We start from the raw sequence: 13,783 nt of genomic DNA, 5'->3' as shown, positions 1-13,783 counted from the left end.
GGGGGGGATGATAGGGGTTGTGGATCAGGGTAAGGGTGTTCACAAGAATTTTAGAACTCGTGCTGTAGAACTCTCTTGGAGAAACAAGAACTAATACAAAATCGGATAGTAAGGCAATTATTCGAGTTGCTTCTTCGTTTGGAATATCATATGAAACATTGCGTAGATGGAGTCGCGCAGCTGATACTCAAACGTTTCCTTCCTTCCTTATCGGTGCGGCAGGTTTTAAGAAGAACTCAAACGGTTACGCAGAGGAAAATAGAGAACTTACACGTGTCAATGAGATTTTACAGACACGTATCAGCTTTTTCGCTTCTAGGTGTGAGCAAACTAGGGACTGGAATATGAGTTTATTGACGTGTACGCGTCTAGATGTGGTGTCGAGCCTATGTGTCGTGTTCTTAAAACCGTGTTTAAGGACGGTTTTACTACTGCTCGTGCTTACTACTTGTCTAAAATAGTGTTCTGTTTCTTTGATGATCGTCTGTTATGAAGCTTTAGCGCGAGATATCCAAGAAATTTCAGGACGACAAGTTCACATCATTTATGGGTATCGCACAGTGTGTGCTCAACTCATCAACCAAGAATGGTTACACATTGGTTTAAGACCAGGTCACTGCTCTTATGCGCTAGTTAGGAATACAAGGAACACGTCACGGTAAGCATCTTGTACCTACGCGCAGCTTGAAAGGAACTGGTGGTAGACACGATTATGTGAACCATCCGTTCACTGTGAAAGCTCCTCACCAAGTTCATGGTACGGATATTGATGTACGTGAAACTGGCTCATGGTGTTTTACTTATACAGCGTTCGATACCGTAGTGTGGGGTGGGTTGTATCTTCTGGCATGAAAACAAAACACTTACCCTTGACCAGCACGGGAACAAAATATTTGTTGAGCGCGTCATCATGGTGACACGCATGGGCTTATTCATCACTTAGAACACACAGTTCACTATATGAGTGATGAGTATCAAAGCAAGCTTGATCAGTGTGCGATAATTGCGTCTACTGGCTCAATTAATCACTCGTATAATAACGCGTTAGCCCAAAGCGTCAATGATGCGTATAAAACAGAACTTACACGAGAACGTACACTCATGAGTGTCAAAGATCTCGAACAAGCCACTATATGTGGGGGTGACATAATGGAATACCAATCGCCTTCATACATCTTTGGGATACAAAAGCCCTGCCACAATCGAACCAGAACACTACACACTACACAAAACAAGGAATAAACCAACAACAAAAACGTGAACAAAAACCAGCCCACATCACATCTTACTATGTACAAAGGCTAAACTTTTTACGCTAACACAATCCTGTCATAACTAATTATTCCCATCAGTATTACTTATTACTTAAATCGACAAGCCTAAATTCGAACAATCGTTCTATACAAAAGTGCTTGTGATTGAAACAATCACAAGCACTTAATCTAAAAAACAATTTTCTAACTTTGAATAGGATTAGCACTGTAATACTGCATCATGGCTTGATTCGTGATAGGAGTTGTACCTAATTGATTAGCTCTAAGACCTGCACGTGCATCAATCCATGGCTTTTCATTATGAGTACGCTCGCTTAAAGAGTTACCGGTTTCGTTGCCGAGAATAATGAGAACTTCGTCAATAATTTCTTTACTAGCTTCATCGATGTGTTCATCCGGATTAACTCCTTGTAAATCACGACGACGAATCATGAATAATCCCTTATGCAAGTTAAATAATTCACGCGATACCGAACCGTTAATCCACGCATAAAATTCGGTATCAATAAGAGGCTTACCTGTACGACACAACGACATGGCTTGCACATAATACACAAGCTTTTGTAGTTTCATAGTTGTCATTGGTTTAGATTTCTCTAAAATATATGCTGCAACATTAGCAACACTAATCATCATACGCCCCCTTTCCAATTATAAAGCAGTATCATATGTATATATTCAGCTCTATATATAACACTATATTAACTATGGCGATATACAACGAGCATGGTGAGTAAGGATATGTTGATGATAGTTGATGGGTGGGTAAAAAAGGGTGATGCTGATAAAGCAGGAAAAATCCTTAAAACCTCTGAACAGGAAAGTCCAGAATTTATTAATGCTCTTAACATCGCCAATCAGTGGCGTTTACAGCATTTAGACCCACTATTTACACTTTTTCAGCTCGTCTGTGAGGTTATGAATAAGCAGAATATTAATGCATTATGCTCTATTCGGTTGAAACGTCTACAATCGATTATTAATAAGTTGAAACGTCCTACAGGTCATTTCAAGCTAGGTGAAATTGATGATATTGGCGGATGCAGGATTATCGTTGATGACATACACCAAATAGAACTTTTACAGCAAGAATTATGTTCTGTTTTGAAGAGCAAGGAAATAGCTATAAAAGTAAAAGATTACGTATTTAGTCCAAGTAAACAGGATAGGTATCGCTCGGTACACCTACTTGTCAGAATTCCTAATGGAACAAGGACTGAAGACGGAACAACACGTCTAGAAATTCAAATTCGTACTGTAAAACAACATTTATGGGCTACCACGATAGAGACATTAGGATCACTATATTCCACAGATTATAAATCACCTGTATCCACTACTGCAGATAAAGAAGAAAGAACGGTACGTCAATATTTTGCTCTCGTATCTAACCTCATAGCTATTGCGGAAAAATGTCCAACAATACCCAAATACCCAAGTGATTTAAATGAAAATCTTAACGAACTAAAAAGACTTGATACTCAACTTAAAAAAGATTTCGAACGAGATATTAAGACAGACTTAGAACAGGCATCAAAAGGAATCTTCAAATTACCTCAAATGTCTTTTGCCAAGGTTGGCGAGAAATATATATTTTATCTGTTTCGAGTTAATACATCACAACAGGTTATCTCTATTGATCATCTCGTTAAAAATAATCTTAGTGAAAATGCTCGCGTATATTTCCAGAATGAAGAATCATTTATGGAGCAACACGATGATTCTAGCGTCATGTCATGGCAGGATGTCGTATTAGTAGCTACGAGTGATCGAAATAAACTTCAGCTCGCCTATCCAAGCTATTTCCTTGATACTTCAGAATTCATTACAATGCTAGAACAATTCACAAACGATATCCTTTGAATTAGTTTTTTCATAATGCCACTTGCTCTGATATTACAAGGCAACAATAATTATTTTTCTCCCGAGCAAAAGAGAATATGAACTAGGACTAAGTTATCAAAATATTTGCACACAAGAACTGGCAAAAGTTTTCTTCGGAAGGACTTCCAAAATCTCAATAAACAAAATGCGACCTGCCATACAGCAGATCGCATTTCTTTTAGTATAAAACAGCGAAATTTATGCGTTTACGCGGTCAATACCTGCCTGAACATCAGCAATCACGGAATCCCAAGACTTGATGAATGCAGCCACGCCATCAGCCTCGAGCTTATCGGTAACCTTCTTGATGTCAATGCCAAGCTCAGCAAGCTTGTCCATAACAGCATGAGACTCTTCGTAAGTGCCCTTAATAGAAGGAGCACCGTCACCCTGCTCAGCTAAAGCATTGAGGGTCTTCTCAGGCATCGTGTTCACAACATCTTCTGCCACGAGTTCATCCACATACTTGGAAGGGGAGTATGCTGGGTTCTTGGTACCAGTAGAAGCCCACAATGGACGCTGACGCTTTGCACCAGCAACTTCGAGCTCTGCCCATGCTGGATCGTTAGCAAACTTGTTCTCGAACAATTCGTAAGCAATGCGTGCGTTTGCAACTGCAGCCTTGCCTTCGAGAGCCTTAGCTTCGTCAGTACCGATCTCTTCGAGCTGAGCATCAATAGCAGAATCAACGCGAGATACGAAGAAGGAAGCTACGGAAGCGATCTTGGTGAGGTCGTGACCGTTAGCGTGTGCCTGCTTAATACCTTCAATGTAAGCGTCGATAACCTGCTCGTAGCGCTCGATGGAGAAGATCAAGGTTACGTTTACAGAGATACCCTTAGCAAGGGTAGCAGTGATTGCTGGCAAACCTTCGAGGGTTGCAGGAATCTTGATCATTGCATTTGGACGGTTAACCTTTTCCCACAATTCCACAGCCTGCTTTGCAGTGTTCTCTGTGTCGTGTGCAAGGCGAGGATCAACTTCGATGGAAACGCGACCGTTTACGTAATCGGTTGCTTCTGCAATCTCACGGAAGATATCGGTTGCGTTACGTACGTCGGTGGTGGTGAGCTCGCGAATAGCGGTTTCTACGTCTACCTTGCCGAGTTCCTTAAGCTGCTCATCGTATGGACCAACCTCAGCCAATGCCTTCTGGAAGATCGAAGGATTGGTGGTTACGCCAACAACGTTCTTGTTAGCAATGAGATCCTGCAAAGAGCCAGACTCAATGCGGGAACGGCTCAAATCATCGAGCCAAATGGAAACGCCAGAGTCGCTGGTCTTCTGTGTATGCACATTCTGTGCCATATTATTTTCTCCTTATGTGTGGAGGTGTTTTATAAAGGGCGGTTTAGCGCGGTAATACGTTAAACCGCCCAGAAACTTTTAGTTATGCACGAGCAGCTGCAATAGAAGCCTTAGCTTCTTCAACAACATGCTCTGCAGTAATGCCGAGGGCAACCATGTTCTCGTCGCCAGCACCCTGGAGGCCGAAGCTCTCAATGGATACAGCCTTACCGTAAGAACCGAGGTACTTGTACCAGGAGAGTGCAAGACCTGCTTCAACGGATACGCGTGCCTTAACAGCTGCCGGGAGCACAGATTCCTTGTACTCTTCAGACTGCTGCTCGAACCATTCCATAGATGGAACAGATACAACGCGAGCCTTAACACCTTCAGCAGCCAAAGTTTCAGCAGCCTTTACAGCGTGCTGTACTTCAGAACCAGAACCCATGAGGATTACATCTGGAGTGCCATCGGTATCTACGAGAACGTATGCGCCGCGCTTTACGCCATCCTTAGCCTTAGCAATAGTTTCAGCCAAAGTTGGAACGCTCTGACGAGTCAAAATCATTGCAACTGGAGCCTTAGAATCACGCTCGAAAGCGTAACGGTAAGCTTCAGCAGTTTCGAACTCATCAGCTGGACGTACAACTTCCAAGTTAGGAATTGCGCGCACAGAAGCGAGGTTCTCTACTGGCTGGTGGGTTGGACCATCTTCACCAACTGCTACGGAATCATGAGTCCATACGTACAGGTTAGGAATGTTCATCAAAGCTGCGAGACGTACAGTTGGACGCTCGTAATCAGAGAACATGAAGAACGTACCATTGAATGGACGAGTGTGGGAGCCAAGAATCATACCATTGGTAATAGCACCCATAGCAAGCTCACGCACGCCGAAGTGCAGCACGCGACCACCTTCAGATACGTTTGGCCAAGTCTTGGTTGCGTATTCTGCTGGAAGGAAGGAAGCAGCACCCTTAATAGTGGTGTTGTTCGAACCACCCAAATCTGCAGAACCACCCCACAGTTCTGGCATAACAGCTGCAATAGCATTCAAAGCTGCGCCAGAAGCCTTACGGGTTGCTACAGAAGCACCAGCGGTAACGCCAGCCTCGAGCTCGTCAATAGCCTTGTTGAAGTCTGCTGGAAGTTCGCCAGCAGCCATACGATCGAACAAAGCAGCCTTATCTGGGTTTGCTTCACGCCATGCCTTGAACTGCTCATCCCATTCCTTGTGAGCTTCAGCGCCGCGGTCTGCAACCTTGCGAGCGTGTGCAAGAGCTTCATCATCTGCTGGGAATGCAACTTCTGGATCGAAGCCGAGAATCTCCTTCAAGCCAGCTACAGCTTCAGCGCCGAGCTTAGAACCGTGAGAAGATTCGTCGTTGGTCTTGCCTGGTGTTGGCCAAGCAATCAAGGTGTTTACCTTAATAAAGTGAGGACGATCAGTTACCTGCTCAGCCTTGTGCAAAGCTGCAGCAAGAGCTTCGGTATCTTCCTTGTAAGAACCGTCTGGCTGTACGAAAGATACTTCGTCGGTGTACCAACCCTGAGCTTCGAAGCGCTTCAAAATATCTTCAGAGAAGGTCAAGTTAGTATCGCCTTCAATCTGAATGTGGTTAGCGTCGAAGATTACGGTAAGGTTGCCGAGCTTCTGGCCGCCTGCGAGGGATGCTGCTTCAGCGGAAATACCTTCCTCAACATCACCTTCACCGCAGATAACCCATACCTTGTGGTCGAATGGGGAAGTACCCGCTGGTGCACCTGCATCAAGCAAGTTACGCTGGAAGCGCTGACCCATTGCAAAACCAACAGCAGAAGCCAAACCTTGACCCAATGGGCCAGTGGTCATTTCGATACCAGGAGTCAAACCATACTCTGGGTGACCAGGAGTACGAGTGCCCATAGTACGGAACTTCTTCAAGTCATCAAGAGTCAAGTCGTAACCAGAGAAGTACAATTGTACGTACTGAGTCAAAGAAGCGTGACCACCGGAAAGGATAAAGCGGTCGCGACCTTCCCAGTTAGGATCCTTTGGATCGTGCTTAATGAAGTGCTGGTACAGAGTGTAAGCAATTGGTGCGAGAGAAACTGGGGAACCTGGGTGACCAGATCCTGCCTTTTCTACTGCATCTGCTGAAAGAACCTTAGCGAGCTTAACTGCACGCTCGTCAAGTTCAGTCCATGTGAAATCGACCATGTAGATCAACTTTCCTTCCAATAGATGAAGTAACTTCGCGCTCAACATAGTGCGTTCGGCTACTCGTTTACGTTCTTCATAGTAATTGGGTATAAAGACCTTTGATGCCTTTATTTTCTTGCATGGCTTGGAATTATGCGAGCACAAAGAGCGTGTTAGGCATGAGCCAGTTTGCTCGTTCAGCCTTCGGCTTGACCAGCATGTGCGTTTTTGTTCGTTAGAAGCGATTATTCCATGCCGATGTTTACTCTTAAAGATAGAAAATGTAGTTGTGTAAACAAAGGACACCATGGCAGATTATTACGAGACTCTTGGTCTTTCACGCAATGCAACAGATGATGAGATTAAGAAGGCATATCGCAAATTAAGCCGCAAGTATCATCCTGATTTAGCAGGACCTGAGTTTGAAGACAAGTTTAAAGAAGTCAATACTGCATACGAAGTACTGTCGGACCCAGATAAGCGTTCCATGTATGATCAAGGGGTTGATCCACTTTCTCCTGGTGGAGGAGCAGGTGCTTATAGTGCTGCTGCAGGAGATTTTGGAGATATCTTTAATTCTTTCTTTGGCAGTGCTTTTGGCGGTCAGTCCGGACCAATTTCGCGTACACAGCCAGGTCGCGATTCCTTAGCAAGTATGACTATTGACTTGAAGACCGCTGTTTTTGGTGGAACTGAGTCACTTAAAGCTACGCTATACAGCGTATGTGATGCTTGTTCAGGAGCAGGTAGTGCTGATGGTAGCGCACCAGTTACATGCCCAGATTGTCATGGTTCCGGCTCGGTTCAGCGCGTGGTACGCACTATGTTAGGTCAAATGATGTCATCTCAGCCATGCGAGTGTTGCGAAGGGTTTGGCACTATTATCGAAAATCCATGCGCATCTTGTTTGGGGCATGGTCGAGTAAAGAAACAACGCACTATTTCTGTATCTGTTCCAGCCGGCGTACAAGATGGCACGCGTTTGCGCTTAGGAAGCCAAGGAGAAGTAGGCGAAGGTGGCGGCCCAGCTGGTGATTTGTACGTGGATATTACAGTACGCGCCCACGATACATTTACCCGCGACGGCAATGATTTGCATTGCTGGATTCGCATTCCTATGACATGGGCTGTGTTAGGTCATACCACGAAGATTGAAACTTTTGACGGTGAACGTGAGATTTCTATTCCAGCAGGTTCACAGCCGGACGACACTCTTACTCTCAATGATTTGGGCGTTACTCGTTTGAATCGTACCGAGCGAGGAAACCTTGTTGTTCATTTAGACGTGACTATTCCTAAGAAGCTCAGTAATCAGGAAAAGAAACTCATTTCTGATTTTGAAGAGCTTAATAAGGAGTCTCAACTCAGTGACAAACCTGAGCAGAAGTCAAAAACAATGAAGAAAGGCAAGGGCTTCTTCGAAAAGTTACGCGAAACCTTCGCTTAAGTTGCACAAGTAATAAGGGCTGGATACGACGTATCCAGCCCTTAACTTTTAGCGTTGTGCTAGCAGTTGCCTGCACATCGATCGATACTGGCTCACATAACCACCACCAAAGAACACGCAATGTCCAGCAATAGGGTAAAGCTGCCACAAAGTTCTACGCTCGTCGAACCCTTTTTTCAGTGGATGAACGCTTTCATACCCGCGCATAATATCGCTCATAAAACTCATGCCGAACAAAGACAGCATAGATAAGTCCTCTTCTCGATGTCCTCCATGAGCAGCAGGGTCAATGAGCACAGCTTCTACCTCATCATCAGCAGATCGCGTCCACATTACATTGCCACTCCACAAATCACCGTGAATGCGTGCCGGCTTATCTGAGGCAGCGACTCCCATAAGTTCTGGCAAAGCGTCACATACTTCCTGCGTTAAATCAGCGTCTGCAGCAGTCAAAAGTCCTCGGTGTAAACCTAAATCAACCATAGGAATCAAACGACCCTGAGCGTAATAATCCACAGCATTATCCCAATCGCCTGTATCCATGGCAACAGGATCTTGGAGCGGACCAAAATAACATGTTCCCTCATAATCTGCAGGAGCAGCTCCAAAAGTTTCTGCGCCATAATCATGCATGCGAGCGAGACTTCGCCCAAATTGATACGCTGCATCTGGCGTAGCGCTGGCAGGGGAGATACGCTCAATATCTAAATAATCACTTGCCCAATCATGCACCTGAACAACACGCGATCCTCCCACTTTTTCAGCTTCCTTGAGCCAGAGCAGCCCTTTTGCTTCACACTCAAAGAAACCTTCTGGGGCAAAGGAACGAGATTTTCTATGAATTGCCATCTGTGCCATGAGACGCTCCTTCCAAGCGGTATATGCTCTCATTCTAATGCACAGGTAAACAAAGAAACTAACGTAGATGTGGCGAACCCGGCATATCGGGCGCATCATCTGTTTTATCCCATCCAAAATCTCGTAAGAATTTCTCAGCGTCATCAATCATATTTTCCGCAGCTTCGGAGGTAATATAATCGAGTCGTTCCTGATTATCTCTGTAGGACTCAACGGTTTTCATATACTCAGCAATATCAGGATTCGTCCTTGCTAATGCATTTGCTTTCTTGCGCCACTGCTTAACTTGCTCTGGCAAGCCGTCATCTTTAAGATATACATCCAGATAGTCAGATAAGGCATCGATAACGTTCCACATAGCCAAAGGATTAGGTTTTTCTTGATCGTCCACATACGGAGCATAAGATGGCACGGACACATACATTGAGTGAGAGATAAAACCACTGTCTACTGCTTCATAGCTGAGAACGGTAGGAATACCTATAGGACCGTTATACGATTGGGGAGTGGCAGTGTTATCGGCTGCATTGTGGAAAACCATAGGCAATGGTCGGCGATGCGTGCAATCGCCATATATAGCACTAACTGTTATGACTTCATCTACTTCATTTTCATCAGCAATACGGAGAGTGCGCTGACAATATTCAGTCCACTTAAAATTAGGTTCTGGAGCAATCTGAATAATAAGGCTTAGTTCAGGATTAATATCGATTTGCGTGAAGCTCGTCTCTGGCCATAAAATTTTACGCTTACCTTCAACGCTTACGATGACTGGACGATTATCTGTATAGTCGTAGAAGCTGCCACAACAGATATGATCGACCTCATGTGCTGATTGAGAATAAACGCGTAAAAGAAAATGCAAAGCCTGCGTTGCTGCTAACCCAGCGTCATTCCACCCTTCGAAAGCACTGATTAATACAGTACGGTGTTTGCGCGGTTCTTCACCAAACTGATCAGAAAAAGCATCAAAAGCTTCAGGCTCAAAATTCTCTCTAAAATCTGTCATAAAACTAACATACGAGAAGAATGGATATAAGAAATATTGTTCTCGCCGCCGGCATATTTTTTGAGCCAAGGGCTAAAGTGACTCATGGAGATTAGCGGGTTGCGTAGGTTTTATTGGTTTTAGGAGCGTGGAAGTTGTGAGCGCGCAACGCTGACAATGCGTGCGCCCGAAAAAGGTTCTCAATTCTCTCCCATGAGTACATAGAAGTTGCTAGCGCCGAACGCCAACAACGTTCACGTCCATCGTTGAGAGTGATTGGAATCCTCATCCGAGCGTGGAATCATGGAGCGCTAACCAAGTCACGATTCATGAACCAACCGTCCAAGCGCACTACTTACTTCAAGAATCCGAAGAATAAAACCTAACCAAACGCAGGCACGAAACTAAACAAAATCGCAATAAAACCCCCAAGAACCGCGAAAATTCCATTGTATATATCTGAAGACTCCCAATCCTTTTGAGGTAAAATGAATGAGAACTTGCACAACGTCTAGCAACACGCCGATACTTGACCAACCATAGCCACATCGTTATAGTTATATCTCGTGCTCAGCAACTTGCACAGCACATTGCGGACATAGCTTAGTTGGTAAAGCGCGACCTTGCCAAGGTCGAGACCGCGGGTTCGAGTCCCGTTGTCCGCTCGTGGTCAGTCGAGTTGACCTCTTACGGTGAGTTAGCCAAGCGGTTAGGCAGCGGCCTGCAAAGCCGTATAGACGAGTTCGACTCTCGTACTCACCTCTCTTTTATTAGACTGGGCGATTGGCGCAGGGGCTAGCGCGCTTCCCTGACACGGAAGAGGTCACAGGTTCAAATCCTGTATCGCCCACAGGCTAAAGCTAGTCAATAAAAGCGTATAAATGAATATGTAAGCATACTTGGGCGATTGGCGCAGGGGCTAGCGCACTTCCTTCACACGGAAGGGGTCACAGGTTCAAATCCTGTATCGCCCACTCTTAATTTGAGTACTCTCTTATTCTTTCTTTTATTTTCCGTTTTTCTTTTTCTCTCACAGTTTCCTTGATTCCCAGAGTATTTCCGAGCTACGCCACACCTCATTTCCAACGTCCTCTCGTACTTCTAAGCTTGCTATGGACATATAGGCGGTCTGCACCTGTAACGCGGACCTCAAGATGAAAAGGAACGAACTGTGTCAGCAGCTTCTCTTCATATCACCCTTAATGGTGATTCTCATGAAATCGAGCCAAACATCACTGGTGTTGAGCTTTTCGCAGATAATAAAGATATTATTGCTGTTCGCATTAATGGTAATCCTCGCGATCTTTACACTCCTTTGCATGAGGGAGATGTAGTCGAGTCTATTGCCATCGACAGCGAAGATGGTCTTGCTATTATGCGTCACTCAGCCACTCACGTTATGGCTCAGGCAGTGCAAGAAGTGCGTCCAAACGCCAAGCTTGGTATTGGTCCTGTTATTAAAGATGGTTTCTACTACGATTTCGATGTGGACGAGCCTTTTACTCCAGACGAGTTAAAGGAGATCGAAAAGCGCATGCAGCGCATTATTAAGTCCTCTCAGCGTTTTGTACGTCGCGTAGTAACTGAAGAAGAAGCACGTGCAGAAGAAGCTGATCAACCATATAAGTTAGAGCTTATTGGTGCTGCAGAAGATCAGATTAGTGCTGAAGAAGCTATTGAAGTATCCCAGGGTGAATTAAGTTTCTACGATAACGTGGATCGAGATGGTAACGTTGTGTGGAAGGACTTGTGCCACGGTCCTCATCTGCCTAATACTCGCTTTATTAAAGCATTCAAAGTTCAGCGCGCAGCTGCAGCATATTGGCGCGGTAATGAGCACAACCCAATGCTTCAGCGTATTTACGGTACCGCTTGGCCTTCCAAGGATGAGCTTAAAGCTTATATGACTCGTTTAGAAGAGGCTGCTAAGCGCGATCATCGCAAGCTGGGTGCGGAGATGGATTTGTTCTCCTTCCCAGATGAAATTGGCTCTGGTTTAGCAGTATTCCATCCGAAAGGCGCCGCCATTATTAATGCTATGAAGGATTACTCCAGCAAGCTGCATGAAACCAGCGGCTACTCCTTCGTACAGACACCTCATATTACCAAGGGTGGTTTGTATGAAACTTCCGGTCATTTGCAGTGGTATAAGGATGGCATGTATCCTCCAATGCATTTGGACGAGGAGCGCGATGAGGACGGCAATATTACTAAGGCAGGCTTCGATTACTATTTGAAGCCAATGAACTGCCCAATGCATAACCTCATTTTCAAGTCTCGTCAGCGCTCTTATCGCGAACTGCCTTTGCGTTTGTTTGAGTTCGGCACGGTTTACCGTTATGAGAAGTCAGGCGTTGTACATGGTTTAACTCGTGTGCGCGGTTTAACTCAGGATGATTCCCATATTTACTGCACTCGCGAACAGATGCGTGATGAGCTCAAGAGCCTGCTTGAGTTCGTTTTGAATCTTCTGCGCGATTTTGGTTTGAATGACTTCTACTTGGAGCTGTCTACTAAAGACGAGCACAAGTATGTGGGTTCCGATGAAATCTGGGAAGAAGCAACGAACACGCTCGCTTCTGTTGCTAAAGAATCTGGTTTGGAGCTTGTAGACGATCCTGCAGGCGCTGCTTTCTATGGTCCTAAGATTTCCGTTCAGGCACGCGATGCATTGGGTCGCACCTGGCAGGTCTCCACGATTCAGCTTGATTTCAATCTTCCTGAGCGTTTTGATTTGGAATATATTGCAGCCGATGGCACGCGTCAGCGTCCTGTAATGATTCACCGTGCTCTGTTTGGTTCGATTGAACGCTTCTTTGCTATTTTGCTTGAACATTATTCTGGCGCTTTCCCTGCTTGGATTGCTCCAGTACAGGTTTTGGGGGTGCCTGTAGCAGAGAACTGCTTGGATCATGTCAAATCGATTATGAGCAAGCTTGATAAGACGATGGTGCGCAGCGAGGTTGATTCCTCGAACGATCGCTTCGGTAAGAAGATCCGTAACGCATCGAAGTCGAAGGTTCCGTTCATTTTGATTGTGGGCGAGGAAGATATGAACAATAACGCTGTATCTTTCCGCTTCCGCGACGGTAGTCAGCTCAACGGTATTGCAGTCGATACTGCAGTTGAGTGGATTAATCAGGCGATTGATTCGCACGCGCTGATTAATTCTGTGGATGACTTCACAGCTCATACCGACGCTCACGCTGAGTAAATAAACCTCGAAAAGACCTTGTCTTTGTGGCAAGGTCTTTTCGTATGCGTAAAGTCAGCAAGTATGACAGATGTACAGATTGATGACCCTCAGAATTTTCCACCGCAGGAAGATCATTACGAACGCTTGTGGACTCCACAGCGCATGAGCTATGTTTTGCGCGATTCCAAGCCACAAACAGACAAGCCAAAGCAACCAAAACCATGCCCATTCTGTGAAGCACAGACAAAGAGTGACGAAGACGGTCTTATTGTATGGCACGGTAAAAACGTGTTTATTATTATGAATCTGTATCCGTACAATAGTGGCCACGTTATGGTGTGCCCAAACGAGCATGTGGCTTTGCTCACCGATGTGCACAGCGATGCAGTTCTTTTCGAATTCGAAAAAGCTACTCAAATGGCTATGCAGGTTATGACCAATGTGTCTCATCCTGACGGTTTTAATATTGGCGTAAATCAAGGAGAAGCTGGGGGAGCAGGAGTGGCTACCCACTTGCATCAGCATCTCGTACCTCGATGGAATGGCGATTCAAACTTTATGCCTATTGTTGCGCAAACGCGCACCATACCTATTCTTTTAGAGAATCAGCGTGCCGCCTACGCAGCAGAAGCCGCTCGTATCGCTCCTGAGCTCGGACTGTAAAATC

9 protein-coding genes and 4 tRNA genes are annotated in these 13,783 nt (G+C 45.1%); 8 read left to right on the top strand and 5 right to left on the bottom strand.

The genetic code is table 11. The annotated features are described in order from the left end of the window. Positions 1 to 1,457: 1,457 nt before the first annotated feature. Positions 1,458 to 1,910, bottom strand: a complete 453-nt coding sequence (locus HMPREF2909_RS05040; protein ID WP_246815517.1) for a Panacea domain-containing protein — start codon at positions 1,908 to 1,910, stop codon at positions 1,458 to 1,460. A gap of 90 nt (positions 1,911 to 2,000) precedes the next feature. Between HMPREF2909_RS05040 and HMPREF2909_RS05035 the strand changes: the two genes are divergently transcribed. Further along, positions 2,001 to 3,137 carry a nucleotidyltransferase family protein gene (locus HMPREF2909_RS05035; protein WP_084797263.1) on the top strand — a complete coding sequence of 379 codons (1,137 nt, stop codon included), beginning with the start codon at positions 2,001 to 2,003 and terminating at the stop codon, positions 3,135 to 3,137. A gap of 219 nt (positions 3,138 to 3,356) precedes the next feature. On the opposite strand, the gene tal is transcribed toward HMPREF2909_RS05035, so the two are convergent. Further along, positions 3,357 to 4,466, bottom strand: coding sequence for a transaldolase (tal, locus tag HMPREF2909_RS05030; protein WP_071415448.1), 1,110 nt, complete (start codon positions 4,464 to 4,466; stop codon positions 3,357 to 3,359). A gap of 82 nt (positions 4,467 to 4,548) precedes the next feature. Continuing rightward, positions 4,549 to 6,645 carry a transketolase gene (gene tkt / locus HMPREF2909_RS05025; RefSeq protein ID WP_071415447.1) on the bottom strand — a complete coding sequence of 699 codons (2,097 nt, stop codon included), beginning with the start codon at positions 6,643 to 6,645 and terminating at the stop codon, positions 4,549 to 4,551. Positions 6,646 to 6,934: 289 nt separating this feature from the next. Between tkt and dnaJ the strand changes: the two genes are divergently transcribed. Beyond that, positions 6,935 to 8,074 (top strand): molecular chaperone DnaJ, encoded by a 1,140-nt coding sequence (dnaJ, locus tag HMPREF2909_RS05020; protein WP_071415446.1) that lies wholly within the window; start codon positions 6,935 to 6,937, stop codon positions 8,072 to 8,074. A gap of 48 nt (positions 8,075 to 8,122) precedes the next feature. On the opposite strand, the gene HMPREF2909_RS05015 is transcribed toward dnaJ, so the two are convergent. Both HMPREF2909_RS05015 and HMPREF2909_RS05010 read right to left on the bottom strand, forming a co-directional pair. Beyond that, positions 8,123 to 8,923: a fructosamine kinase family protein gene (locus HMPREF2909_RS05015; protein ID WP_148130842.1), complete on the bottom strand. Its 801-nt coding sequence runs from the start codon at positions 8,921 to 8,923 to the stop codon at positions 8,123 to 8,125. A 67-nt stretch (positions 8,924 to 8,990) separates the two neighbouring features. Beyond that, entirely contained in the window at positions 8,991 to 9,941 is a 951-nt protein-coding gene (locus HMPREF2909_RS05010) for a PAC2 family protein (RefSeq protein WP_084797262.1), read from the bottom strand. A 571-nt stretch (positions 9,942 to 10,512) separates the two neighbouring features. Here HMPREF2909_RS05010 and HMPREF2909_RS05005 point away from each other — a divergent pair. The 6 genes from HMPREF2909_RS05005 to HMPREF2909_RS04980 all read left to right on the top strand — a co-directional run bounded on the left by HMPREF2909_RS05005 (position 10,513) and on the right by HMPREF2909_RS04980 (position 13,779). After that, a tRNA-Gly gene (locus HMPREF2909_RS05005) sits at positions 10,513 to 10,585 on the top strand. A 26-nt stretch (positions 10,586 to 10,611) separates the two neighbouring features. Continuing rightward, positions 10,612 to 10,682 (top strand) — tRNA-Cys (locus tag HMPREF2909_RS05000). A gap of 15 nt (positions 10,683 to 10,697) precedes the next feature. Beyond that, positions 10,698 to 10,770, top strand: a tRNA-Val gene (locus tag HMPREF2909_RS04995). Positions 10,771 to 10,821: 51 nt separating this feature from the next. Further along, a tRNA-Val gene (locus tag HMPREF2909_RS04990) sits at positions 10,822 to 10,894 on the top strand. 197 nt (positions 10,895 to 11,091) lie between these two features. Next, complete coding sequence (gene thrS / locus HMPREF2909_RS04985) at positions 11,092 to 13,134, top strand: threonine--tRNA ligase (RefSeq protein WP_071415444.1); 2,043 nt, start codon at positions 11,092 to 11,094, stop codon at positions 13,132 to 13,134. A 63-nt stretch (positions 13,135 to 13,197) separates the two neighbouring features. Further along, complete coding sequence (locus tag HMPREF2909_RS04980) at positions 13,198 to 13,779, top strand: HIT family protein (RefSeq protein WP_071415443.1); 582 nt, start codon at positions 13,198 to 13,200, stop codon at positions 13,777 to 13,779. The last annotated feature ends 4 nt before the right edge of the window (positions 13,780 to 13,783 follow it).

This window comes from Alloscardovia sp. HMSC034E08, from assembly GCF_001813415.1.
Taxonomy (GTDB): domain Bacteria; phylum Actinomycetota; class Actinomycetes; order Actinomycetales; family Bifidobacteriaceae; genus Alloscardovia; species Alloscardovia omnicolens.
This window is presented reverse-complemented; position numbering and strand designations above follow the sequence as displayed.